Source organism: Terriglobus albidus, assembly GCF_025685425.1.
Taxonomy (GTDB): Bacteria; Acidobacteriota; Terriglobia; order Terriglobales; family Acidobacteriaceae; genus Terriglobus; species Terriglobus albidus.
On record NZ_JAGTAS010000058.1, the window covers coordinates 228092 to 252249 of the forward strand.

At 58.3% G+C, this 24158-nt stretch carries 22 protein-coding genes; 12 read left to right on the forward strand and 10 right to left on the reverse strand.

Translation table 11 applies throughout. The features are described 5' to 3' along the window. Positions 1-16 precede the first annotated feature (16 nt). The 4 genes from OHL21_RS20190 to OHL21_RS20205 all read right to left on the reverse strand — a co-directional run bounded on the left by OHL21_RS20190 (position 17) and on the right by OHL21_RS20205 (position 4544). The gene (locus OHL21_RS20190) at positions 17-985 is read right to left on the reverse strand and encodes a sugar phosphate isomerase/epimerase family protein (protein WP_263419106.1); all 969 of its coding nucleotides are present in this window, start codon (positions 983-985) and stop codon (positions 17-19) included. A 91-nt stretch (positions 986-1076) separates the two neighbouring features. Then, positions 1077-2765, reverse strand: a complete 1689-nt coding sequence (locus OHL21_RS20195) for an acido-empty-quinoprotein group A (protein WP_263419107.1) — start codon at positions 2763-2765, stop codon at positions 1077-1079. Between the two features lie 11 nt (positions 2766-2776). Next, entirely contained in the window at positions 2777-3712 is a 936-nt protein-coding gene (locus OHL21_RS20200) for a c-type cytochrome (protein ID WP_263419108.1), read from the reverse strand. 556 nt (positions 3713-4268) lie between these two features. Further along, positions 4269-4544, reverse strand: coding sequence for a hypothetical protein (locus tag OHL21_RS20205; protein WP_263419109.1), 276 nt, complete (start codon positions 4542-4544; stop codon positions 4269-4271). A gap of 207 nt (positions 4545-4751) precedes the next feature. Between OHL21_RS20205 and OHL21_RS20210 the strand changes: the two genes are divergently transcribed. From OHL21_RS20210 to OHL21_RS20245, 8 genes are all read left to right on the forward strand, one after another. Further along, the gene (locus tag OHL21_RS20210; protein WP_263419110.1) at positions 4752-6356 is read left to right on the forward strand and encodes a methyl-accepting chemotaxis protein; all 1605 of its coding nucleotides are present in this window, start codon (positions 4752-4754) and stop codon (positions 6354-6356) included. Positions 6357-6437: 81 nt separating this feature from the next. Further along, positions 6438-6932 (forward strand): chemotaxis protein CheW, encoded by a 495-nt coding sequence (locus tag OHL21_RS20215; protein ID WP_263419111.1) that lies wholly within the window; start codon positions 6438-6440, stop codon positions 6930-6932. Between the two features lie 37 nt (positions 6933-6969). Beyond that, on the forward strand, positions 6970-9282 hold the full coding sequence (locus OHL21_RS20220) for a chemotaxis protein CheA (RefSeq protein ID WP_263419112.1): 2313 nt from the start codon (positions 6970-6972) through the stop codon (positions 9280-9282). Further along, complete coding sequence (locus OHL21_RS20225) at positions 9279-10130, forward strand: CheR family methyltransferase (protein WP_263419113.1); 852 nt, start codon at positions 9279-9281, stop codon at positions 10128-10130. The genes OHL21_RS20220 and OHL21_RS20225 overlap by 4 nt, the downstream gene beginning before the upstream one ends. 7 nt (positions 10131-10137) lie before the next feature. Next, complete coding sequence (locus OHL21_RS20230; RefSeq protein ID WP_263419114.1) at positions 10138-11286, forward strand: protein-glutamate methylesterase/protein-glutamine glutaminase; 1149 nt, start codon at positions 10138-10140, stop codon at positions 11284-11286. Between the two features lie 320 nt (positions 11287-11606). Next, positions 11607-12359, forward strand: coding sequence for a gluconate 2-dehydrogenase subunit 3 family protein (locus tag OHL21_RS20235; RefSeq protein ID WP_263419115.1), 753 nt, complete (start codon positions 11607-11609; stop codon positions 12357-12359). A 32-nt stretch (positions 12360-12391) separates the two neighbouring features. Then, positions 12392-13963 (forward strand): GMC oxidoreductase, encoded by a 1572-nt coding sequence (locus tag OHL21_RS20240; RefSeq protein WP_263419116.1) that lies wholly within the window; start codon positions 12392-12394, stop codon positions 13961-13963. 1 nt (position 13964) lies between these two features. After that, positions 13965-14672, forward strand: coding sequence for a cytochrome c3 family protein (locus OHL21_RS20245; protein WP_263419117.1), 708 nt, complete (start codon positions 13965-13967; stop codon positions 14670-14672). A 69-nt stretch (positions 14673-14741) separates the two neighbouring features. Here OHL21_RS20245 and OHL21_RS20250 read toward each other — a convergent pair whose 3' ends face one another. The 3 genes from OHL21_RS20250 to OHL21_RS20260 are packed head-to-tail and all read right to left on the reverse strand — an operon-like array spanning position 14742 to position 16053. After that, positions 14742-15170, reverse strand: coding sequence for a chemotaxis protein CheX (locus OHL21_RS20250; protein ID WP_263419118.1), 429 nt, complete (start codon positions 15168-15170; stop codon positions 14742-14744). 2 nt (positions 15171-15172) lie between these two features. Continuing rightward, positions 15173-15553: a response regulator gene (locus OHL21_RS20255; RefSeq protein WP_263419119.1), complete on the reverse strand. Its 381-nt coding sequence runs from the start codon at positions 15551-15553 to the stop codon at positions 15173-15175. Further along, a complete protein-coding gene (locus OHL21_RS20260; RefSeq protein ID WP_263419120.1) occupies positions 15550-16053 on the reverse strand; it encodes a chemotaxis protein CheD in 504 nt (167 codons plus the stop codon). Before OHL21_RS20260 ends, OHL21_RS20255 begins: the two co-directional genes overlap by 4 nt. Positions 16054-16243: 190 nt before the next feature. Between OHL21_RS20260 and OHL21_RS20265 the strand changes: the two genes are divergently transcribed. From OHL21_RS20265 to OHL21_RS20280, 4 genes are all read left to right on the forward strand, one after another. After that, positions 16244-16609 carry a response regulator gene (locus OHL21_RS20265; RefSeq protein ID WP_263419121.1) on the forward strand — a complete coding sequence of 122 codons (366 nt, stop codon included), beginning with the start codon at positions 16244-16246 and terminating at the stop codon, positions 16607-16609. 2 nt (positions 16610-16611) lie between these two features. Then, on the forward strand, positions 16612-17079 hold the full coding sequence (locus OHL21_RS20270; RefSeq protein ID WP_263419122.1) for a hypothetical protein: 468 nt from the start codon (positions 16612-16614) through the stop codon (positions 17077-17079). A gap of 23 nt (positions 17080-17102) precedes the next feature. Continuing rightward, positions 17103-17546, forward strand: coding sequence for a chemotaxis protein CheX (locus OHL21_RS20275; protein ID WP_263419123.1), 444 nt, complete (start codon positions 17103-17105; stop codon positions 17544-17546). Positions 17547-17635: 89 nt separating this feature from the next. Continuing rightward, positions 17636-18985, forward strand: coding sequence for an alginate export family protein (locus OHL21_RS20280; RefSeq protein WP_263419124.1), 1350 nt, complete (start codon positions 17636-17638; stop codon positions 18983-18985). A 181-nt stretch (positions 18986-19166) separates the two neighbouring features. Here the strand turns inward: OHL21_RS20280 and OHL21_RS20285 are convergent, their stop codons facing one another. The 3 genes from OHL21_RS20285 to OHL21_RS20295 are packed head-to-tail and all read right to left on the reverse strand — an operon-like array spanning position 19167 to position 24148. Continuing rightward, a complete protein-coding gene (locus OHL21_RS20285; RefSeq protein ID WP_263419125.1) occupies positions 19167-20993 on the reverse strand; it encodes a phosphoenolpyruvate carboxykinase (GTP) in 1827 nt (608 codons plus the stop codon). Positions 20994-21023: 30 nt separating this feature from the next. Continuing rightward, a complete protein-coding gene (garD, locus tag OHL21_RS20290) occupies positions 21024-22571 on the reverse strand; it encodes a galactarate dehydratase (protein WP_263419126.1) in 1548 nt (515 codons plus the stop codon). Next, positions 22568-24148 (reverse strand): aldehyde dehydrogenase (NADP(+)), encoded by a 1581-nt coding sequence (locus OHL21_RS20295; protein ID WP_263419127.1) that lies wholly within the window; start codon positions 24146-24148, stop codon positions 22568-22570. The genes garD and OHL21_RS20295 overlap by 4 nt, the downstream gene beginning before the upstream one ends. Between the last annotated feature and the right edge of the window lie 10 nt (positions 24149-24158).

Genomic DNA, 24158 nt, shown 5'->3' on the forward strand with positions numbered 1-24158 from the left:
TTGTTGTTGGCGCTTACTAAGCTAGTGCAGCCTTGGCATACGCCAGGCACTTCCCTACTTCCTTCACCGAGTCCGAATCGGCTGGAATGGGGTATTCCACCTCGATGGTGGCCGGGAACTTGTAGCCTTCTTTCTTCATCAACTGCAGCGCTTCCTTGAGCGGAGTGTCGCCTTCGCCCCAGGGCGTGTTGGCCTCACCATGCTCCTTACTCTTGCGGTCCTTCAGGTGCATGCTGGTGATCCGCTCGTGGTGCTTCTTCACGAATTCAAGCTGATCCTTGTTGCCTGCAGCCGTGTAATGACCGAGATCAAGATTGATGCCGTTGTAGGGTGACTGCGCACAGGCTTCATCCCAGGTTGTGGGCAGCGCCTGCAGGTGCGCGTGATAGCCGATCATCATCTTGTGCTTCGCGCCGAACTCGCCGATGCGCTTGGTGAGCTCGGGCTGGCCGTCGGGCATCTCCATGGTGACCTGGTTCGCTCCGCAGGCCTTAGCCGCGTTGAAGACGTAGTCAAACTCCGCATCGGGCATTCTCATCGTGAGGCCGGCCTTGAAGGCGTAGATCCAAACACCGGCGTCGGCATAGATCTTGCGGAGCTCTTCATACTTTGAGATCGGCATGGTGGTACGCCACTTTGTCAGAGCTTCGTTGTACTCAGTCATCTCCGGCCGAGGACCCACGGGACGAGGTGCGGCTGCGGGACGCTGGAACATTGGGCGCTTAGGAGCTCCAGCCCACTCCTCCTGAATCGTTTCCAGCTCGCAGGCGTTGATGCCGTTCTCAACCATGTACTTCAGGTCATCCAGCACCCCATGCTGCGGCATCTGCCGGTAGCTATAGCTGATGACGCCGATCTGTACGCCATTGAACTTCGAATTAGGCTTTGTGGCTGCAAACAAACGAGCCGGGTTGGCTGCCACAGCCGCTGCTACCGGCAGGCTCGAGATGGCGAGTTTGCCGAATTCACGTCTTGAATACCGCATGCGTCACTCCTTATGGCTAAAGACTTCGTTGAGCAGGGGAAAAGAGCCGCAACGGGAAACGAAGCGGCCCTTTCCGAATTCCAATCGCCTTCTACTGCAGGCGGAAGGCGTAGACAGTGTCGCTGCCGGCAACAAGAACATACTGATGGCCATCAAGCATGTAAGTCTCCGGAGCATTGGTTGTGGAGATGCGAGTGTGCCAAAGCGCTTTTCCACTGGCTGCATCATGCGCGACAAAGTTGCCGTGTGCATCCGAAGCAAAGAGCAGGCCTCCCGCGGTTGCCAGCAAACCGTTGAGTCCCCCGCCGCCACCGGTAACACCGGGATAGCGATGCTTCCAGGCCGGCTTGCCTGTCTTCGGATCCATCGCAACCAGGTAGCTTCCCAGCGAGCCGACGCTCAGTTCGTCTTTGCCCCCGAGTCCCATGGCTCCGCGAGGATCCGTCGTCGCAAGGTAGTACATCGCATAGCTCTCCTGCGCGTGAGCATAGAAGTAGCCCGTCTGCGGACTGTATGCAGGCGGCGGCCAGTTGACGATGCCACCGTTGGCCGGAGAGACCAGGGCTCCACCAAGGTCAAAGTCCTTGGCAGGATCGCGAACAGGAGCGCCGTTCTTGTCGAGAGTGTCCTTCGCCCAGTTTGGAGAATCGACGAGCTTGCTGGTCAGCAGGTGTTCGCCGGTCACGCGATCGAGAACGAAGAAGTAGCCGTTGCGAGCCGCCGTAATAGCCAGCTTGCGCATCTTGCCACCGAACATGGCATCGGTCAGCACCGGTGTCTGTGTGGAGTCGAAGTCATGCGTGTCGTGCGGAGAGGTCTGGTAGTACCAGGCCATCTTGCCGGTTTCGACGTTCAGCGCAACCAGCGAGCAGGTGTAGAGATTCGCACCCGGCCCGCGAAGCTGTGACGTGTACGCTGCAGTCGGATTGCCCGTGCCGAAGATATAGAGATGTGTCTCCGGATCGTACGATCCAGGGACCCACACATTGCCGCCGCCATGCGAGGCCGCGTCCAGGTTCTTCCACGTATCGAGCCCCGGATCGCCTTCCTTCATCGGAACGGCGTACCACTTCCACTCCACGTCTCCTGTCTCCGGGTTGAAGGACTGCAAAAGGCCGGGCTCATCGAGGTCGTTGCCGGTACCGACCAGCAAGTGGTCTCCAACAACAATCGGCGACATGGTGGAGAAGTACTGCAGATCAAAGGAAGCAATCTCCTTGTGCCAGATCTCCTTACCGGTGGTTGCGTTCAGAGCTACGAGGTAGTTATCCGGCGTCTCAAAGAAGAGACGGTCATGCCACATGCCCACACCGCGGTTGCCGATATGCGTTCCGCCGCGGGTCTTCCACAGGAAGTGCCACAGTTCATGACCGTCGTAGGCATCGAGGGCCCACACGTTATCCGGTGTCGTGACATACAACACGCCGTTTACCTGTAGGATGGCGCCCTTGACGCTGCCCATCTGGGCCTCGATCGTACCTACGCCTCCCACCGTCGTTGGAGGCGCCGGAGGACCGAACGAGAACGGGCCGGCACTTGGCGGGGCCGAACCGGCGCTCAACCGCTGCACCCAGGCCAGGGTGAGGCCATGGACGTTCGTGGTGTTGATGTCTTTCAGGGAGCTGAAACGGCGGCCGCTGTAGTCGCCGGAGTAGGTTGGCCAGCTATCGGGTTTTGGGTTCAGGATATCGGCGGGATCCAGCCACGCCTTCTGCGCTGTGGCGGGAGCCACGGTCATGGCCGCCACTGCAATTGCTACAAACGTTCTTAGTACGCGCATCCTTATCCCCTTTATTTCAGCGTCACCAGATAGGCGGTAATGTCGTGGATCTCTTTGTCCTTGATAGTGCGGAACATCGCACGATGGGCAGCAAGAGGATCGTGGATCTCAACCTTCGGAAGATCGTTTTCCCGCAGGAAGCGGTGAGCAACGCCATCTTCGGTGGTGACCTGGACGTAGAAATCATCGATGGCATCGAGCTTGCCGGTGATAGGGGCGCCCTTTGCCGGGGTCACGGTTGCCGTAACCGGCGGCACCTTCAAAGGCACGGAAGGACCGGCAGGGGCTCCCGGGAAACGGCCGGCAGGCATACCGGGCAACAGCCAGGCCTGCTGCATCGCGCGGGGCTCGGAGTACTTCGCCGCGAAACCGGCAAGGTCACCAGTCACGGAATGGCACGATCCGCAGAGGCGGGTGAAGGTATCTTTTCCGGTATTCGCGTCACCCACCACGATGTTGATCTTTTCAGTCATAACGGCACGGCTGCTGACCTTCAGGCTATGCAGCCAGGCGGCAACGTCAGAGATCTGCGCATCGGTAAGATCGATCTTCGGCATGCCGCGGTCGACGCGGGCTCCGTGCACAATAGGACCGATCAGCTCACCATTCTGATCCTGCAGCACAATCTCGGAACGCAACAGGTTCGGACCGACGGACCCACCGCCTGCATCCGACCCATGGCAAAAGGCACAGTTCACGCCGAAGGTGGCCTTACCGCGATCCAGCACCTCCTGCGGCGCCTTTGGCCGGTCTGGATAGGCCACCATGCCACCACGGTTTCTGGCTCCCTGGGCAGGAGCTTCAGCCTGTCCGCCGTGCTCTCCGCTCGGCGCCTGCTGGGCAGATACATGGAGATTGCCGGTACACAGCCAAACCGATAAAGACACTGCCGCGGCAAAACCGCCAACCAGTGCACTTCGGCGAAGTTTCAAGTTGAAGATGGTCATTGGCCAAACCTTGTCGTGATGTAAATAGATCTCCGCCAAGACATCGTTCCGACTGTCCTGCCGCCGATTGAGTTCATTGCAAGAGTGTTCCGAAGACACGTCAAAGAGCGTGATCCGGAGCGCGTTCTTTTATAAATGACCTAATCGACGATTGGGAAGATCCAACTCCCGCCCTATCGACGCGTGGGAGGTCAAAATAGACGCACCAGTTTCTAAAAAGAGTGCGGCCAACGACAGTTTTTTCGAGAAAAGCATCCTGCTCAGCAGAAATAGCGTTGATTAATCTCGTTTTTGAAAATATCTCCAGACAAAACCCTCCTGCGTGGCACCCGAAGCATGCTACGCAGGAGGGTATGAGTCGAACGAACGGTGGAGGAATGAAAGCGTTAGTGCATGTCCCCCATAGGTGTAGAGTAGGCCTCCGCATCTGTGGGTGTTTTCTGCAATGAAAACGCCACGGGAAAATGCTCTAGAACGCTCCGTCGATTGCGCTTCCCTGGGTCGCATCGGCGGGAAAGACCACTGTTACGTTCGACGTCCACGACTGAGAGATCGCTTAGAAGGCTGGACCATTGCCTGCCAGCGTGACGAGGCCGTCGGCCATATCACCAGGTGCTTTGACAGAACTGTACGGGTGGCTGGGATGGAGCGACTGTGCCGCGACGTCAGCATCGTACCCGCCACCATAACCAGGAGAACCCACGCGATGATAAGGAGCACCGACGCGAACAATGCAGCATGTCTTCGGAGAGCGACCTGCATAGCGGACCTCACTGCAGCTATCGGCCCCCAGAAAACCGGCGATAGGTGGAAAACCGGTGAATGAGAGCATTTTCTCTGTTGCTGGGTATCCCGAAAGAGGAGTGCGGCGGCGTTTTCATTGCGGAAAACGCCATGGATCCGGAATCCCTACACGACACCAACAGGGAAAATGCTCTAAGAGCATCGAATCGCTTCAAGATACTGCACGCAATGCCGATGAGGAGTTCTGAGAACGCTGGACGAGCTCAAGTAGTACCAGCGGAACGGAGCCACCCACGTGAACCTGCAACGCTACACCGTCAAACAGAAACTTCTCTTCTCCTACGGAACCATGATGATTCTTCTGGTCCTGCTGGGTGGACTCGCCGTTTACGAGATTAGTGGTCTCGGCGAATTGACGTGGGAGCTCGGCATTAAAGACGCGACCAAGATGTATAACGCCGGCATGGCGAATGGCCACTCGACCGAGATGCTCGCCGCCAGCCGCAGAATTGCGGTCAAAGAGTCGGTCAATGATGCGGAAGGCCTGAGCCGAGCCATCGATGAGTACAACATGTACGAGAAGAAGATGCGCGAGGACATCGCCACCATTCTGAAGCAGGGTGTCTCTGCGGAAGGCCGCCCGACCCTGGAAGCCGCCACTGCCAAGCTGGATAAAGCGGCGCAGGTGTTCCCTCACTACCTTGAGCTGATTCATGCTCACCAGGTCAAAGAGGCCTCGCAGTTTGCAGAGAGCGAACTTGAGCCTGCCCTGCAAGATGTTGATGCTGCCGGCTCGAAGATGCTGGAACGCCAGAAGGTCGTTATGGGCAAGGCGAATAGCAAGGCAGAAGATGCGATCACATTCGCGCGCTGGCTCATCGGCACGCTGCTCACCCTAGGAGCAATCTCCGGAGTTCTGATCGCATTTATCGTCCGCATGCTCGATCGCCAGCTGCGCCAGGCCGTGCGTGAGCTTTCTGTCGGCTCCGATCAGGTCACCGAGGCGTCGGCCCAGGTCGCCATTTCGAGCCAGAATCTGGCGAAAGACACTTCCGAGCAGGCCGCAATGATCGAAGAGACCTCAGCTTCAGCAGAGGAGATCAACTCCATGGCGCGCCGCAATGCCGAGAACTCGGATCACTCTACCACCCTGGTCTCCGAAGCAGTTCGTCATAGTGATGACGCCAATCACGCCGTGGAGCAGTGCGTGGAAGCCATGGATGCACTGAGCGAGTCCAGCGAACAGATCGCCAAGATCATCGGGGTGATCGATAAGATCGCATTCCAGACCAATATTCTGGCGCTGAACGCTGCGGTTGAAGCCGCGCGTGCCGGTCAAGCCGGTATGGGATTTGCCGTCGTCGCCGAAGAGGTTCGCAATCTGGCTCAGCGTTGCGCCCAGGCGGCACAAGAGACTTCGGTTCTGATCAAGCGCTCGGTTGACAATACCGCCGCCGGCCGTGAGCGGATGACCACTCTGGTTGATTCTGGCCGCAAGGTGCATGAAGTCTTTGGCCGCATCAAGATCATGATCGATGAGATACGCATGAGCAGCCAGGAGCAGGGCAAAGGGATTGAACAGATCAGCCGCGCCATCGGCCGCATGGAGAGTGGCACGCAAAAGAACGCAGCCAATGCGGAAGAAAGCGCTGCCGCGGCACAAGAGCTGAATGCCCAGTCCGATGCGCTGCGTGGTGTCGCGATGGGGCTGGCGCGCATGACCGGCGTCTCTGTACGTGCCCATTCGCAAAAGGCGGTTGTGACGCCTGTGCTCAAGCCTGTCAAAGCGCCGGCGGTCCGTCCGGCGATTGCGAAAGTCCCGGTGGTGAACACCTTCGTCCCGCAGCGTCTTGCACCGGCTGCGGCCAGCAATATCGACGCTAACTTTACCGACTTCTAGTTCGACCCGGCGGAGGCTGGCTCATCCCGGGTCCCTTTCCGCCGATACATCAAGTATCTGGATTTATCTCAGGAGCAATACATGGCAATCAAGAACAACAACCAGGCGAAGCAGGTGGCAGATACATCACGCAAACACCTTATCTTCTCGCTCGGCGAGGAGGAATTTGGCATTCAGGTCCTGAACATCAAGGAGATTATCCAGATGCAGGAGATCACGGCCGTTCCCAAGACCGCGGTCTATGTCAAAGGCGTCATCAACCTGCGTGGCCAGGTGATTCCGGTGCTCGATCTGTCGGCTCGTTTCAATCTTCCCCAGCGTCAGTACACGCCTCATACCTGCATCGTCGTAGTCCGGTTAGCCACATCGATGGGCGAGCGCCTGATTGGCGCCGTGGCTGACGGAGTGAGCGAAGTGCTGTCCATCGCGGAAGAGGACATTGAACCCAGCCCGGACTTCGGCAATGGAGCTTCAGTTCCCTATCTGCTTGGCATGGCGAAGGTTCGCGGAAAAGTAAAGCTGCTGCTCGACACCGACAAGGTCTTCTATATCGAAGCCTCGCAGGATATCAACTAAGCACGACACTACAGCCTTTCTTTCAGGTATTAGACGCATGAGTGCCACGAAAAATACTGCACCGGTTGCCGACCAGCTTGCTGCGCGGCTCGACGAGCTGGCAACGCTCTGGATGGTCGATGGACCAGGTTCTCTGACCGAACAGCGCCTTATCCAATTGGCTGCACTCGCACAAAAAGATCCTGCATTTGCAGAGATCGCGAAGCGCGCCAACGCGCTGGCCAATGACCGCTCGAAAGGCAAGATGGTTGCCGAAGAGCCCTTTACCGCGTTTCAGCGTCTGATGCGTGGTGAAGCGGAACCGGTCGTACAGGCGCCTGCACCAGCGCCTGCGGCTCCCGCCGCCGCACAGACCACGGCCGCAGTCGCTATGGAAGAAGAGCCGATGGAAGAGGACGAAGTTGCATTCGATGATGATCCTGAAATGCTGGCCGGGTTTGTCACCGAATCGCAGGAACACCTGGCTGCGATTGAAGAACAGATTCTCGCACTGGAGCGTGATCCGTCCCAGCTGCCTGCAGTCCATGCGGTCTTCCGCGCCTTCCACACCATCAAGGGCCTGGCGGGTTTCCTTGGCCTGAAGGGTGTTCAGGGCGTGGCGCATGAGGTCGAAACGCTGCTGGATCACGCACGCAACAGCCGCGTTCAGATCAGCGTCGAGATCGTCGATCTGGTCCTGGAGAGCTCAGAGTATCTGCAGGCCGAAGTAAACCGTATCAACGGCGCCCTCAATGGAGCTGATCCCGGCAAAGCGAAGAACAACCGCGCTCTGCTGCGCACCATTGCCACGGTTACTCAACGAGCACTTGAGGGAGGCGCCACCTCCGAACCTGCTGCCGTAGAGAAGACTGCACCGGTAGCCGCACCTGCACCCGCTCCAGTGAAGGAAGAGACGCCCGCCGCCCTTACACCGAAGATAGAGGCGCCGGCTGCCCCAGCCCCAGTAGCCAAGGAAGATGAGCCTGTTGCTCCTGCTGTTTCCGCTTCGACTGCTCCCAAGGTGGAAGCCGCCGCGCCAGCCCCTGCGCCAAAAGCAGAGATCTCCGTTCCTGCTGCTCTTGAACTGAAAGCAGAAGCTGCTCCAACCCCAGCGACGGCACAGAAAAAGGTAGAGCCCGAGCCGGCTGCCGCCATCGCGCCTCAGGCGGCCGTCAACAAGAGCGAACCCATCTCCGCCTCAATCCGTATCGATACCGCCAAGCTTGACCAGCTTATGGACATGGTGGGGGAGATGGTGATCGCGCAGTCCATCCTGAGCCACAACCCAATAGTCGCCAATAATCGCGATGCCAGGCTCATCGGCGACCTGGCGCAACTGGCTCGCATTACCGGCGAGGTCCAGCGCCGCGCCATGAACATCCGCATGATGCCGATCGGCCCGCTGTTTCAGAAGAATGCCAAGCTGGTTCGTGATCTCTCGCGCCGACACGGCAAGCAGGTGGAATTACTGCTCGCAGGCGAAGGCACAGAACTCGACAAGACGATCGCGGAAGAGCTCTCCGATCCATTGCTGCACATGATCCGGAATGCGCTCGATCACGGTATCGAGACGCCACAGGAGCGCGCGGCAGCCGGCAAGAATCCGACCGCGACATTGCGTCTCTCAGCGGAACACGAGTCCGGCAAGATCGTCGTCTCGATCTCCGATGACGGACGCGGCCTCAATCCGGACAAGATCTTCCGCAAGGCTCTGGAACGCGGCCTGGTCACCGAAGATACACAACTGACGGAAACCGAGATCTTCCAGCTCATCTTCTCGCCGGGTTTCTCAACGGCGGAAAAGATTACGGACATCTCCGGCCGCGGTGTTGGTATGGATGTCGTCCGCAAACATGTAGAGAATCTGCGAGGCCATATCCAGATCGAATCTGAGCTGGGTAAGGGCACGACCTTTTACATCCACCTTCCGCTCACCCTGGCTATCATCGAAGGCCTTGTAATCGTAGTCGGCGACCACCGCTACATCATTCCGGTCTTCTCCGTTCGCGAGATGCTGCGCCCCACACCGGAGATGCTGGTCCGGGTACAGGGCACGGAAGAGATGATCCTGATGCGCGGCAACCTCTACCCCCTTGTCAGGCTCCATCGGCGCTTCGGCATCAAGCCTCGTTCCGAGGATATCTGCCAGGGCCTCGTCGTAGTATGCGAGGGCGCGGGACGTCAGTTCTGTCTCCATGTGGACGACCTTCTCGGGCGTCAGGAGATTGTGATCAAGAGCCTGGGCGAGACCTTCAGCGATAACACCGGCCTGACTGGATGCGCCATCCTGGGCGATGGCCGCATCGGCCTGATCCTCGATGTTGTCCAGATCTTCAAAATGCCAAACGAAACCGGTGAGGAGGCAGCATGAGCACAGTCACCACCATCAGTAACCTGACACTTTCACAGAAGGACTTTAATCGCTTCAGGAAACTCGCCTACGACTATTGCGGTTTAGCAATTGAGGAGGGTAAGGAAGGTCTGGTTGCCTCTCGCCTGACCAAGATCATGCGCTCGCTGAATATCGGCTCCTTCTCCGAGTACTACGAATACGTGATCAACGATAAGTCGTCCGACGCTCTGGTGACGATGATCGACCACCTGACGACGAACTATACCAATTTCTTCCGCGAACCAAAGCACTTTGAGTTTCTCTCCGGCACCATCTTTCCGGCGCTTGCTGACCGCAGGGAGTACACGATCTGGAGCGCGGCCTGTGCCACCGGAGAGGAGCCGTACTCGCTCGCCTTTGCGGCTCATGAGCACTATGGCAATTCCGGACCTACTGTAAAGCTCCTGGCGACAGATATCTCAACCAAAGTGCTGGCGCGTGCGCAGGATGGGACTTACAACGAGAAGTGCTTCCAGCAGGTTCCGATGGAGGTGCTTCGCAAATACCTGCAGCGTGGCGTTGGACCGGCTGCGGGAAACTATCGCGTCAAGCAGTTCATTCGCGAAGCGATCTCCTTCCGCCGGTTGAACCTCATCAGGCAGTTTGAGAGCTTTGTCGAGAGCTACCCCCTGATCCTTTGCCGGAATGCCATGATCTACTTCGACATTCCGACCCAGCAGGAGCTGGTCAACCGCTTCTATGAGCATCTGGAGCCCGGCGGATACTTCTTCGTCGGCCATGCCGAAAGTCTGAATAACCTGAAGCACAGATTCGAATACGTACAGCCCGCTGTCTACAAGAAGCCTGGTGTGTTGAGATCCCGGTAGGTCACCGATGAAGACATCCTCTCCGATTCGCGTCCTCATCGTGGACGATTCAGCAACCGTGCGCAAGATTCTTTCCGACGCCTTGCGCAATGCCCCTGGGATTGAAGTAGTAGGCACAGCTCCGGATCCATATGTCGCCCGCGAGAAGATCCTCGCATTGAATCCGGACGTTTTGACTCTCGACATTGAGATGCCGAGAATGGACGGCCTTACGTTTCTGAAGAAGCTGATGGATTACAAGCCTATGCCTGTAATCATGATCAGCTCACTGGGGCAGGCCTCCGCTGCGGCAACTATGGAAGCCTTCCGCCTGGGAGCCGTTGAGGTCCTTGCGAAACCGCATGGCCCATACTCCGTCGGCGACCTCGCGAACACACTTGCGGATAAGATCCGCGCCTGTGCACAGGCGAATCCGCGTGCGTTCAAGCCATCGCAGGCGGTCGCGGAGGTATCCGCACCATCGCCGGCGCCAGTCGTTGCGCAACCCGCGATGCAACCGATCACATCGTGGGTCCCGCCAGCGCCTCCCTCCGGAGCTCTTCCCGGTTTTGCCTCGCGCCGGATTATCGCCATCGGCGCCTCCACTGGAGGCCCGCAGACGGTTGCGAAGATCGTGAGCCAGTTCCCCGCGGACATGCCGCCGATCCTGATCACACAGCATATGCCGGCGGGCTTCACTCAACATTTCGCAGAACGGCTGAACAAATCCTGTGCCATGGAAGTCAGAGAGGCTAAAGATGGAGACGATGTCCATCCAGGACTAATCCTGATTGCACCAGGAGACTTTCACATGACGCTGCAGCACACGAGTGCCGGCCTGAAGGTACGTGTCGCCGGAGGGCCCCAGGTGTGCTTCAGCCGTCCGTCGGTCGATGTCCTGTTCGCGTCGGTGGCACAGCTTGTGGGTGGTCCCGCATTGGGTGTACTGCTCACCGGTATGGGAACTGACGGAGCTCGCGGCATGATGCAGATGCGTCAGACCGGGTCGGTCACGATCGCCCAGGATGAAAACACCAGCATCGTCTACGGTATGCCGAAGGAGGCAACCCGTATGGGTGCGGCAGCAATGACATTGCCGCTTGAGAAAATTGCGGGTGAGATCGTGAAACAGATCTCACAGCCTTTCGTCAGAAAAGCTGCCGCCATCAGCCGTTAGTTACCCAGGACGATGCCCTTCACGAAGGGGCATCGTGCTTGTGTGTTTGTAACGCTGCAACCGCATAGGACATTTGCCGTATCGGCAATCGCCATCCGGAAATTTACGACTCCGTTACAAGGTGAAAAAGTGGTGACAGCATCCACGGCTCTAACAGTCTCTCTGTCTCCAGCAACAGCGAAATCCCTTGATTTCCTTGGCGGTAGCGCATTACGAAGCCGTAGGAACCGGCAAAGCCATCATGTTGAAACCACTGAGGTAGTTAAGCGATCGACCGGGTAACCTTGACGGTCATCTTTGTGACAACTAAAGTTCCTCTCATGAAGAGGCGTGATTTTGTAAAGGGACTGGCCGCTGCAACGGCTACCGGGGCAGCGCTCGGCCAGCAGAAGCCATCACAGGCAACGACTCCTGTACCGGCTACCGGCACCGTGGATCAGGGCACGATGGCAGTTTCACCGAATGCAGCATCGAGCACCCCGGCCCAGGCCCGGATGCAGCAGATGGCGGCATTCCGTTCGCCAAACATCCCGGTAACTCCGCCGGATGTAGTCGCCAGCACCGACGCACACTATTTCACCGCCGTGCGTTATGCCACGCTGGTGCACCTGTGCGAGATCCTTATGCCCGGCGGAGATGGATATCCTACCGCCCTGCAGGCCGATACACCCCAATTCCTGGACTTTCACGTCGGCGGCTCGCCGGCGGATCGGCAGACGATGTACAACGATGGCCTGGATCGCTTGAACGCCGATGCGATGAAAAAGTTCAATATTCCCTTTGCCAAGACGGATGCAAAGCAGGCTGACGCCATCATCCGTCCATTTCTGAAAGCGTGGATCAACGACCATCCGCCACGGGAGAAGCACGAGCGCTTTATCGCGCTGGCTCATCGCGACATCCGCACCGTCACCATGAATTCGCCGGCCTGGGCCACGGCCGCGGAGGCCTCCGGTGAGCGTACGCCAGGAGTGGGCCTCTACTGGGCATCTGTCGACCCCGGCGGCCAGAAGTGGGTCAGCCACGGTGCGCCGAAGGCATCTGCGCCACTCACAAAACAGGCACATAGCTAACAGGTTTGTTACCCCGGAAGGCATAGAGAGTTATGGCAGAAAAGAAAGTTGATGTCCTGATTATCGGATCAGGTCATACCGGCGGCATGGCTGCAAAGATCCTCACGGAAAAAGGCATCTCCTGCACCATGCTGGACGCAGGTCCGATGCTTAATTTTGAGCGCGACCGCACCCTGAAGCCTGCAAGTCAGCTCCCGTTCCGCGGTCTGGATGCTCCGGGCCGCCACCCGCATATCTTTCAGGCAACTGAGTTCAGCGCCAACCAGTGGGTTGACGAGAAGGTCATTCCCTACAACTACCCTGCCGGACAGCAGTACAACTGGGTTCGCATCCGCAGCGTCGGTGGACGCTCACCCTTCTGGGGCCGCCAGTCGTTCCGCCTGAGCGATTACGAGTTCAAGTGCAAAGACCACGATGGCTTCGGCGAAAACTGGCCGATCTCCTACAAGGATCTCGAGTCGTACTACTCCCGCGTTGAAGGAATCTTCCGCGTGCAGGGCCACACGGATGGTCTGCCGCAATATCCTGACGGTAACTTCATTGAAGACAACGCTCCCTGGTCGAACGCCATGCAGCGCTTCGTCGATGCCGGCAAGAAGATGGGCGTGCCAGTAACCAAGCCTCGTTCCGCGCTCGGCACCGGCGGCCTGGCAGCATCCATCAACCTGCTGATCCCGGATGCCGTGGCTACTGGAAAGCTGACCACGATTCCCAACTCCATCGTGCGGAAGATCACCGTTGATAAGCACACCGGCCTGGCTGACGGCGTGATTTTTATTGACCGCCATTCCTACCGCGAGATGACCATCAAGGCGCGTGTCGTGATTGTGGCGGCGGGAACGCTGGAAACGACGCGCCTGCTCATGATCTCTGAGATTGCGAACTCCAGCGGAGTGCTCGGCCATTATCTCTGCGACCAGATCTACGGCGCCGGCATCGCAGCCTCTGTGCCGGAGGCGCGTGGCGGTAAAGGCAAACGTGGAGTTATCGGCGGCGGCGCGCTGATTCCACGCTTCCGCAACCTCGAGACGAAGACCCCTGGCTACCTGCGTGGCTACGCGGTTAACGTCTCCAGCAGCAGCGGCCCGATGGACGCCCGATGGTTCATGGAGTATGGCAGCGCCCTGGAGAAGAAGCTGGATGAGTATTATGGCAGCGGCTTCACCACCAACATTATGGGTGAGACCCTGGGTCACTACGAAAACCATGTCTCGTTGAACAAGCAAGTGGTGGATGCATGGGGCATGCCGACGCTCACCATCAGCACCAAGTATGGCGACAATGAGATCAACATGGCGAAGGACATGGTCGACACCACAGCTGCCATGGCCGAAGCCGCCGGCTTCGAAGTACTGGTTCGCAACTATGAGTTCAATCCGCCCGGCTACTCGATTCACGAGCAGGGCACCGCGCGCATGGGGGACAATCCTAAGACCAGCGTAGTGAACAAGTGGAACCAGAGCCATGACATCAAGAACCTGTTCATCACAGATGCGAGTGTCTTTGTCTCCGCGGGCTGGCAGAACCCCACCATCACCATGTGCGCCCTCGCGATGCGCGCCTCCGAGTACCTGGCCGAAGAAATGCGAAAGGGGAACATCTAACATGCGCCGTTTCCTGCTGATCGCAGCTCTTCTGTGTACGGCTTCTGTTGTTCGTGCCCAGGACGTTCCCTCGGGCGCCAGGCCCTCGACCGCCCCCGCGGCGGGAACCGAGGCATCCTCCGGCGCACCGACCATCACGAATCCTGCACCGGCGCCCACGCAGCCTGTCGCTTTCAGCCATAAAAAGCATGCCGGAGACGGCAAGATGGCCTGCGACACCTGTCATGTGCCCGCGCGCAATGGTGTAACCGTGGCCATGCCGCAAGCCTCCAAGTGCATGCTGTGCCATGCATCCATCGCGACCGATAAGCCTGACATCAAACGGATTGCCGAAGCAGCACAGAACAACCAGCTTTTGCAGTGGGTTCGCGTGTACCGGGTGCCGTCGTTCGTCAACTTCAGCCACAACACGCACACCACCGCCGGAGCCCAGTGCGCGGACTGCCATGGTCCAGTAGCCGAACGCGAAGCCATCACCCGCGAGAAGGATCTCTCGATGGGGGGTTGCATCTCGTGCCACACCCAGAAGAGTGCACCGACCGGTTGCGATACCTGCCATCAACTAAATTCGGTGCAACTCCACGCGCCGCTTCCGGCGTCGCATGCGGCTCTGCTTGCCCGTCTTAGCCCTTCCGGCTCCCCGGTGATGGGCCAATCCATCCATCGCTACTTCACGGTGCTTAGCCTTTCTCAGACCTTCACCCCGTGAAACAGGATGGATGCAGCAAAAACAAAAAGCCCTCTCTTTTGAGAGGGCTTTTCCATCTCGTACAAAGATCTAATAGGTCTTCACCCATGCGACCAGCACACCTTCTTCCCAATCGAACTGGGCTCCCTCTTCCTGCGAGACGGGATGCATCACCGTCGGCGAGGTCAGAGCGAAGGCGTGATCGTGATAGCAATGCCCGAGCACGTTGCCGCATACCATGTTAGCCAGCTCATTCATGACTTCTCCAACCTGCTGCTCGCTCAGATCAACGGGATCCTCTCCGAGGAAATCGGAGGCGATACGAACCGCTACCGGCCGCGGCGCGCGGATTCCAAAGCGGCCCTCCTCCGGACCGTGGAAGGTGAGGGTGTGCTCCATCCAGGGCTCGCCCGCGAAGGTTGCCATATCGACCGGTTCTCCCGGCAGAATAAAGCACATCGACTCCAGCACTTCGGTCATCGCTGTTTGAAGAGTTGCCGATATCTGTTCGACTGACATGGTTAAGCCTCCACGAATAGCTCGTTCAACGCCACGCCCAGCGTCTCCGGAGCAAAGGGTTTGGTGACATATCCTTTGGCGCCCAGGGCATTCATGCGCCGCACGCGTTCCTCACTGCGGTCGGTGGAGATCACCATCACCGGCAGTTGCGACAGAATGTCATCCTGCGACATCTGTTCCAATAGCTCTTCCCCAGTCATACGCGGCATGTTGATGTCGGTCAGGACCACGTCCACAGGCTCGATGCGCAGAATATCCAGTGCTTCCACGCCATCGTTGGCCTCGAAGCACTCCTGCGTCTCGAAGTTCGAGAGCATGAGCACTTTCCGAATCACCTTACGCATCGCCGGGGAATCATCGACGATCAATACATTCCGTGTCATACGTTGCGCTTCCTTTCCTCTGTTGCAGGCACCAATTCTCGTTCTTTACCACCATGCGAGATCACAACTCTCCCAGAGCTCGCATCTATGTGGACCGTTCTGGGCTCGTCACCGCCAACCTCTTCGTGGTGAACCATGACGCCGGCCTTCCACAGGATCTTGCGCGCGGCCACATGGTTACGTTTCCCAATCTGAAATACGTCATTCGAACCAAGAACCTGGGCGCCACCGATCAGCGAAACTTTGAGCCGCTGCTTCGATGCTCCAAGCTCATAGGACATGCGGAAGAAAGCGGGAATACCGCTATCCGCAAACATAAATGGCTTACTACGGGCTCGTTCCGGGTCGGTCGAGGAATCCGGAAGCATGAAGTGCAATAGACCCGCTACTCCCGCGACCGGGTCGTGAATAACGACAGCGATGCACGAACCTAAAGCGTGCGTCGCCAGCACACCCTGCGGATCAGCAGTCACGACGCAATCGCTGATACCTACGGTCATGAGAGATCTGCTTATTAATGTCACGATACCGCCCAAAAGTATTTCGAGATCATTCACCCCTCTTATCGGCCCGGCAGGAGGCAACATGAGCCCACCTTTTGGGCGAAAGTTCGCTTGTGTGCCCTCATCTTTCAGAAATGGCCGCCGATAAGCTCACCAGTCGCATCCCGCGACTACAAGCGAGCGAAATATGGACATCCTCTTGGTAGACGACAGCAAGACAATGCGCCAGCTGGTTAAACGAGCGCTACGCCAGGCCGGCTACGAAAATCTGCAGATCGGCGAGGCCGGCAACGGCGCCGAGGCGCTCAGCATGGTGCAGGCTGAACAGCCGAAACTCGTACTTTCGGACTGGAATATGCCGGAAATGCTTGGCATTGATTTATTGAAACGTGTTCGTGGCCAAAACTGCCAGGTGCCCTTCGGCTTTATCACCTCGGAATCGTCGGAAGACATCCGCGAGACCGCGATGAGAGAAGGCGCCAGCTTTTTCATCACCAAACCCTTTACCACAGAAAATATCGACGCGGCGCTTGCGCCGCATATGAGCAAGTAGCTATGTCAGGACCGACTGCATTTGCGCTCTCCCACTTATTCACCGACCTGGTGGACCGCCCCGTCAACTTCTCGGAAGCAAAGACCCTGCCTGCAGCAGATGCAAAAAAGGTCTATGCCGTTTACGAGACGTTACCGGCGGGACGGCCCATCATCGTCCAGGCAGATCTCCCCTTTGTTGCGGCCATTGCCGGGCTCCTGATTGGAATGCCGGCAAATATCGCGCTCGAACGAGCGCAGGTCGAACCCATGGAAGACAGCGTGCGTGACCCCATCTATGAGGCTTTGAATATCTGCTCGACCTGCCTCAGTGGTGATGAGCGGGTGCTGCTTCGCATGATGACCACGAATAAGACAAAGATCCTTCATCCTGCTTCAGAGCTCCTGAAGAAGTCTGGATCAGCCGTCAACTACAAAGTTGTTATCTCTGGAAAGGACTGCGGCCTCGTCTCCGTGCTGGGAGTCTACTAGGCCAAATTTAGGAGGACGTTTTCATGAACGTATCAAACACAATACAGGATGCGCTGAGTGCACTTACGGGCTGTGAGGTACAGATGTCGCAGACTGGCAGCGAGAGCTTTCCGGTAGAGTTACATGCCGTTGTCGATTTCAACGGTACGCCCTCGGGCATGATCCGCCTGGAGTTGAGCCAGGCCACAGCCGATCGCCTGAGCGCGACTATGCTCGGTTTCGACGATCCCAGCGAAGTTGATGACATCGAGATGAGAAATGACGCGATCGGAGAGATCGTGAACATCATCGCCGGCAAGGTAAAAGCCCTGAGGGGCAAGACCGATGCACTGCTATCCATGCCCATCGTCGGCGACATACGGGCCGAACGTCCGGAGCTGGCTCACGACAACTTCAGCGGAATCTTCATGGTTGGAGAAGACATCGTCCGCGTCTCTACAGGTTGGGATCATCCAGCCGAGCGATAAGACGCGCGAAGTTCTACTTCCCTTTTGCGAGTAAATCTATGACCGTATGTCTGTCTCGACTTTTCTTAGCCGCTACTGTTTCTGCAGGGATGATTGTTCAGGCACAGCCTGCGCCCAAAGAGAAAAAGGCACCTGCTAAGAAGACGGCTTCGGCGCCGGTCTATGCCGATTACCCGCAAAAGAAGGGCAAGATTCAACCCATCAAGGTTGATACCCTGCCCAAATGGCTCTCCTTTGATATGGAAGTGCGGGACCGTGGTGAATTTCAAACGGCCTACAACTACACCAAAGGTCAACGTATTTATAGCTTGACGCGTGTACGCGGCGGTATGACGATTCGCCCGACAAGCTTCATGTCGGCGTATATGCAGTTCCATGACACCCACGCGCTTGGGCAGCCGGTCGGTCTGGTTGCCAGCAATATGCGCGACGGATTCGATCTGCGCCAGGGCTATCTTGAACTGCACCATCGTTCTCTTCAGCTCATCGCCGGACGCCAGGAGCTGAGGTTCGGCAGCGAGCGCCTGATCGGTATCAGCGACTGGGCCAACAACAGCCGCACCTTCGATGCCTTCCGCCTGAGCATGGGAGGACGTAAGAACCATCTGGATCTATTCACCAGCTCTGTCGTTGCGGTACATCCCACCTCGATGGACACGCATGGCGCCGGTCTGAACTTCCATGGAGCGTATGCTTCCCTGCGTTCGATCGTTCCCAATACCAATGTGCAGCCCTTTGTCTATATCAAGGCCATGCGCTCCGTAACCAGCCAGCAAAAGATCATCGGCAGTGAGCTGGAGACAACCTTCGGCAGCGAGGTCGAAGGCGTCTTGCCTGCACACTTCAGCTATCAAGCAATGGCAAATCTGCAGCGCGGCAGCTTCTCCAACAACACGATCCATGCGGGCGCAGGCTTTGCGAAGGTTTACTACAGTGCAGCGAAGCTTCCCTTACAGCCGAGGGCGGGTATCGAGTACGACTACGCCACCGGCAACCCTCATCGCAACCTGAATCGCATCAGCACCTACGACCAGCTTTATCCCAGCAACCACAACGCTTTTCACTTGATGGATCTGTTTGGGTTCCAAAACATCAAGCAGCGGCGGTTCAATCTCGATCTGCGTGCGACGACCAACCTTACGCTGTTCTTCCAGGCAGGCCATCAGACGCTGGCCACGAAGATGGACAGCCTCTACAACAGCGCCGGCTCTGTTCTCATCAAGGCGCCAACTGCCGGTTTTAGCAACACCAATGTCGGAAACTCCCTCGACCTCTCGGCGAAGTACGTCTATCGCGAGTCGGTCGTAGCCAATCTGGGAGTAAGCCATCTCTTTCCTGGCCAGTTGCTCAAAGACAACAGCAAGGGACTTCCCGAGACGCTGGTTTACGTCGGACTGACCTACCGCTTCCGCATGGATCACAATCCCCCAGCAGAATAGCTACCGCGAGTTTACCCAACGCCTTCTGTCTGAATTAGGTCGAAGAAAATTGCCATGATTCGAGCTGCGCTCGAATATCCCACCCATCGCGTTATCACCCCAACGAACAAGTTCGCAGGGGACCCCCATATGCGATGGATGGGGCACCCAGAGTATCCGTTACGGAAAATTGACGACGGGCTTAGAGTCTGCAGATAAGCAGTTCGCGTTCGTAGATCATCTCCGGCGGCAGGTGGTCGTGGAGCAGCAGGAAGAGCTCCTCGTGATCCATGACCTCTTTTCTCCACGCGGTGTGATCGACCTGCTGCAGCTCCAGGAACTGCTCTCGCGTGAACTGCAGTCCTTTCCAGTGCATGTCCTCATAACGCGGTGTCCATCCGATCGGCGTCTCGTCGCTGCCGACCTTGCCCGTTGCCCGATCGACAACCCACTTCAGCACCCGCATGTTTTGACTGTAGCCAGGCCACAGGAACTTTCCTTCCCCATCCTTGCGGAACCAGTTCACATGGAAGATACGCGGCGTGCGCTTTAGTTTTCGTTGCATCTTCAGCCAGTGACGGAAGTAGTCACCCATGTGATAACCGCAGAACGGCAGCATCGCCATCGGATCGCGGCGCACCGCACCCAGCTTGCCTGCCGCGGCGGCTGTCATCTCCGAGCCCATCGTCGCCCCGGTATAAACGCCACTGGACCAGTTGAAGGACTGGTAGACCAGAGGCATCGTCGTGGCTCTGCGTCCGCCGAAGATCAGCGCCGAGATCGGCACGCCCTCCGGATCTTCCCATGCCGGGTCGATCGACGGACACTGCGATGCCGGAGCTGTAAAACGGCCGTTCGGATGCGCTGCCGGTGTCGCCGAAGCCGGAGTCCAGGGTCTGCCCTGCCAGTCCATCGCCTCGGCAGGTGGCTCGTCCGTCATGCCTTCCCACCAGATATCGCCGGTCGGAACCCCGTTCTTCGTCACCAGGGCAACGTTCGTGAAGATGCTGTTTTTGGCCAACGTCGCCATCGCGTTCGGGTTGGTCTTGGCGCTGGTGCCGGGAGCCACGCCGAAGAAGCCCGCCTCCGGGTTGATGGCTCGCAGATGGCCAGTCGCATCCGGCCTGATCCAGGCGATGTCATCGCCGACTGTCCACACCTTCCAGCCTTCGAAACCTTTGGGAGGGATCATCATCGCGAAATTGGTCTTGCCGCAGGCTGATGGGAAGGCGGCGGCGACGTAGGTCTTCTCTCCTTTGGGAGATTCCACACCCAGGATGAGCATGTGCTCAGCCATCCAGCCCTCGTCGCGGGCAATGTTGGAGGCGATGCGCAACGCGAAGCACTTCTTGCCCAACAGCGCGTTGCCGCCATAACCGGAGCCGTAGCTCCAGATCTCGCGCGTCTCCGGGAAGTGCACAATGTACTTGGTCTCGTTCTGCGGCCAGGCGACGTCCTTCTCTCCCGGGGCCAGCGGAGCGCCGACCGTGTGCATGCAGGGCACAACACGGCGGGTGTCCTTATCGATCTCGGCGAAGACCGGCTTACCGATCCGCGCCATGATACGCATGTTCACCACCACGTACGGCGAGTCCGTCAATTGCACGCCGATCTGTGAAAACGGAGACCCGATCGGTCCCATCGAGAACGGAAGAACATACATGGTTCTTCCCTTCATCGATCCGCGGAAGAGCGACTTCAGCTTCTTGCGCATCGCGAATGGGTCTTCCCAGTTGTTGGTCGGACCTGCGTTGTCCTTCGACAGAGAGCAGATGAAGGTACGGTCTTCGACGCGCGCCACGTCGCTTGGGCTGGAGCGGGCGTAGAAACAACCAGGCCACAGCTTCGGATCAAGACGCTGGAAGGTTCCGGCGGCCACCAATTGGTCGCACAACCGGTCGTACTCCTCCTGTGAGCCGTCTACCCAGTGAATCGACGATGGCTGGCACAAATCCGCCATTTTCTCTACCCAGCGGATCAGATGGCGGTTCGTCGTCGGAATCTCAGTCGAGTGCTGCTGCTGGTGCATCGTTCCTCGCGATCTGCGTGGCGGCGCTGCTTAGGTGACGGGCCCCGGATTGAAGAGGGCATATTCGTTATGCAGACCCCAACGGTCTGCCCATGTCTGCTGCTCACCGCTCGCGACCTTAAGAATAAGCCGGAAGATCTCCCAACCGATATCCTCAATGGTTGCCTCACCGGTAGCGATCTTTCCAGCATCTACATCGATCAGGTCGAACCAACGCTTTGCAAGCGAGCTACGCGTGGCCACTTTGATGACAGGCGCCATCGCAAGACCGTACGGCGTACCGCGGCCGGTGGTGAAGACATGCATGTTCATCGCGGCGGCAAGCTGCAATGTTCCGCAGATGAAATCGCTCGCGGGTGTAGCGGCAAAGACAAGCCCTTTTGCTGTGACACGCTCACCAGGACCGGTAACAGCGGCAAGCGGACTTGTACCGGCCTTTGCAACGGACCCCAATGCCTTCTCTACAATGTTGGCCAGACCACCCTTCTTGTTCCCGGGCGACGGATTCGCACTACGGTCGACGTTGTCGTGAGCCAGATACTCGTCGTACCAGGCCATCTCGCGCACCAGGTCTCGCGCCACCTGTTCGCTCGCAGCACGGGCTGTCAGCAAGTGGACGGCATCACGCACCTCCGTCACCTCAGAGAACATCACCGTGGCACCGGCCCGGACCAGAAGGTCCGCGGCGAAACCCACGGCAGGATTCGCCGTGACCCCGGAGAAAGCATCGCTTCCGCCACACTGAAGACCGACGACAAGATCAGAGGCCGGACAGGTAACGCGCTTACGCTGATTCAGACGTTCCAGACGTTTTTCGGCCATCTCCATCAAGGCCGAGACCATCTCTTCAAAGCCGTAATGCTCCTCGTCCTGCAGGCGAACTACGTAGGGCTCTTCGCTCAGAACAGGCAGCGTGCTCACAGGTAGCATCTGCGACGGCTGCATCTTCTCGCAGCCAAGGCTGACCACCATTGGGGCTCCACCGAGATTTGGGTTCAGGCTGAGGTTCCGCAGCGTGCGGATAGGAATTTCGGCGCCAGGTGCGTTGATGGCAACACCGCAGCCGTAGTTGTGAGTGATTGCAATGACATCATCGACGTTGGGATACTTCGGCAGGAGCTCCCGCTTGATGCGGCAGACTGCGTAATCGACCGTGCCGGCGACGCACTGTACCGTCGTGCTGATCCCCAGGATGTTGCGGGTTCCTACGGTACCGTCGGCATTCCGGTAGCCCTGGAAGGTATAGCCCTCAAGCGGTGGAAGCGGTGCAGGCGTCTCGGTGGCCAATGGCAAGGCATCGAGAGCCGGAGGCGGTGGCGAGGTCAATGCATCCTCGGCCACCCATCCACCTTGCGGAATCGCACGCGCGGCATAACCGATCACCGAACCATAGCGGACCACGGCATCGCCAGGTTGAAGCGCCACCAGGGCAACCTTATGCGCCTCGGGAACGGCTTCCTGCAGGACAAGCCCGGAGGGAAACTGTGTTCCTGCAGGCAGACCACCGGGATTCACGATGATGGCTACGTTGTCCTGAGGATGAACCTGGATATACCGCGGTTCGTTTTCTGTGCTCATCTCTGTTCTACCTTGCCGTCGCGCAGCCGCCACAGGCCGAGCGAGTTAGCATCGTCCAGCTCCGGCGGCAAAAGTTCTGCCGGGAAGTTCTGATAGCAGACCGGGCGCAGGAAGCGATCGATCGCAGTGGCGCCTACGGAGGTGTAGTGATCGTTGCTGGTCGCCGGGAACGGACCGCCATGCACCATCGCATGGGAGACCTCAACACCGGTGGGGAATCCGTTTACCAGGATGCGGCCAGCCTTCTTCTCGAGGACGGGAACAAGCTCCCGCGCCAGATCGGTATCTGCTGCCGTTATGTGCAGCGTTGCCGTAAGCTGGCCTTCGAGCGATGCGGCAATCGCCAGCATCTCTTCCTTGTTTTCACACGCGATCAAAATAGATGAAGGCCCGAAGACCTCTTCCGAGAGATGGCGGTCCTTCAGAATCTCACCCGCCTTGGTCTGGAAGAGCGCAGGCACGCCGCCCCACGCTGAGCTACCGGCCTGACCACGAGCGACCGTCTGCACGGAGGCATGTGCTTCGACAGCTTTCACGCCCTTTTCATAGGCATCGTGGATTCCCTTGTTCAACATCGACGTCGCCGTCTTGGCGCACATCTTCTCGGCAGCGACCTGGGCAAAACGATCGAACTCCGGTCCCGCCAAAGCCAGGACCAGGCCCGGCTGGGTGCAGAACTGCCCCGTTCCCAGCGTCGCGGAGTCTACAAAGCCCTGAGCGAGAGCTGCCACGTCACCCTGCAGCGCGCCCGGCAGCAGGAAGACCGGATTCACGCTGCTCATCTCGGCATACACAGGAACCGGCACCGGCCGCTTCGCAGCGATTCCTGCGAGCGCAAGACCGCCGGCACGGCTACCGGTAAAGGCAATGGCCGCAACGGCCGGATGCGATGCCAACGCGCCACCAACGCCGTTATCGCGTCCTCCGACCATCGCGAAGACGCCTGCAGGCAGGTTGCTTGCAGCGACGGCCTTTTGAATCGCACGACCTACCAACTCCGACGTGCCAGGATGCGATGGATGCGCTTTGGCAACCACAGGGCAGCCGGCAGCAAAGGCCGATGCTGTATCGCCACCGGCTACGGAAAACGCCAGCGGGAAATTGCTTGCGCCAAAAACCGCCACCGGTCCTATCGGGATCTTGCGCAGCCGCAGGTCCGGCCGGGGAAGGGGCGTACGATCCGGCAATGCTGAATCCAGAATCGGAGAAAGCCACAGTCCCTGACGTACCACTTGCGCGAAGAGACGCAGCTGCCCGACCGTCCGGCCGCGCTCACCTTCAATTCGGGGACGCGGCAGGCCGCTTTCTGCCATCGTGCGCTCGATCAGGTCATCGCCCAGATCGAGGATTGCCTGCGCAATGGCCTCGAGAAACTTCGCGCGCTCCTCCAGCGTGGTGCTGCGGAATGCATCAAAAGCTTCCGCTGCCAACGTGCAGGCTTCGCCCACCTGTTCCGTGGTCGCTCCGTAAAAAGCCGGTTCCAAAGGCTGTCCCGTTGATGGATTCCAGCCCGTGAAGGACTCGCCCTTGCCTGTAACCGCTTTTCCGCCGATCAGAATCTCGCCTGTAATCTGCATTCAGTTCTCC

Coding starts and splice junctions, on each gene's coding strand:
- OHL21_RS20230 (WP_263419114.1), top strand. CDS start 10,138: ATGAAGACATCCTCTCCGATTCGCGTCCTCATCGTGGACGATTCAGCA.
- OHL21_RS20215 (WP_263419111.1), top strand. CDS start 6,438: ATGGCAATCAAGAACAACAACCAGGCGAAGCAGGTGGCAGATACATCA.
- OHL21_RS20240 (WP_263419116.1), top strand. CDS start 12,392: ATGGCAGAAAAGAAAGTTGATGTCCTGATTATCGGATCAGGTCATACC.
- OHL21_RS20280 (WP_263419124.1), top strand. CDS start 17,636: ATGATTGTTCAGGCACAGCCTGCGCCCAAAGAGAAAAAGGCACCTGCT.
- OHL21_RS20200 (WP_263419108.1), bottom strand. CDS start 3,712: ATGACCATCTTCAACTTGAAACTTCGCCGAAGTGCACTGGTTGGCGGT.
- OHL21_RS20235 (WP_263419115.1), top strand. CDS start 11,607: ATGAAGAGGCGTGATTTTGTAAAGGGACTGGCCGCTGCAACGGCTACC.
- OHL21_RS20245 (WP_263419117.1), top strand. CDS start 13,965: ATGCGCCGTTTCCTGCTGATCGCAGCTCTTCTGTGTACGGCTTCTGTT.
- OHL21_RS20190 (WP_263419106.1), bottom strand. CDS start 985: ATGCGGTATTCAAGACGTGAATTCGGCAAACTCGCCATCTCGAGCCTG.
- OHL21_RS20275 (WP_263419123.1), top strand. CDS start 17,103: ATGAACGTATCAAACACAATACAGGATGCGCTGAGTGCACTTACGGGC.
- OHL21_RS20265 (WP_263419121.1), top strand. CDS start 16,244: ATGGACATCCTCTTGGTAGACGACAGCAAGACAATGCGCCAGCTGGTT.
- OHL21_RS20260 (WP_263419120.1), bottom strand. CDS start 16,053: ATGACCGTAGGTATCAGCGATTGCGTCGTGACTGCTGATCCGCAGGGT.
- OHL21_RS20250 (WP_263419118.1), bottom strand. CDS start 15,170: ATGTCAGTCGAACAGATATCGGCAACTCTTCAAACAGCGATGACCGAA.
- OHL21_RS20225 (WP_263419113.1), top strand. CDS start 9,279: ATGAGCACAGTCACCACCATCAGTAACCTGACACTTTCACAGAAGGAC.
- garD (WP_263419126.1), bottom strand. CDS start 22,571: ATGAGCACAGAAAACGAACCGCGGTATATCCAGGTTCATCCTCAGGAC.
- OHL21_RS20220 (WP_263419112.1), top strand. CDS start 6,970: ATGAGTGCCACGAAAAATACTGCACCGGTTGCCGACCAGCTTGCTGCG.
- OHL21_RS20270 (WP_263419122.1), top strand. CDS start 16,612: ATGTCAGGACCGACTGCATTTGCGCTCTCCCACTTATTCACCGACCTG.
- OHL21_RS20295 (WP_263419127.1), bottom strand. CDS start 24,148: ATGCAGATTACAGGCGAGATTCTGATCGGCGGAAAAGCGGTTACAGGC.
- OHL21_RS20255 (WP_263419119.1), bottom strand. CDS start 15,553: ATGACACGGAATGTATTGATCGTCGATGATTCCCCGGCGATGCGTAAG.
- OHL21_RS20195 (WP_263419107.1), bottom strand. CDS start 2,765: ATGCGCGTACTAAGAACGTTTGTAGCAATTGCAGTGGCGGCCATGACC.
- OHL21_RS20285 (WP_263419125.1), bottom strand. CDS start 20,993: ATGCACCAGCAGCAGCACTCGACTGAGATTCCGACGACGAACCGCCAT.
- OHL21_RS20205 (WP_263419109.1), bottom strand. CDS start 4,544: ATGCTCTCATTCACCGGTTTTCCACCTATCGCCGGTTTTCTGGGGGCC.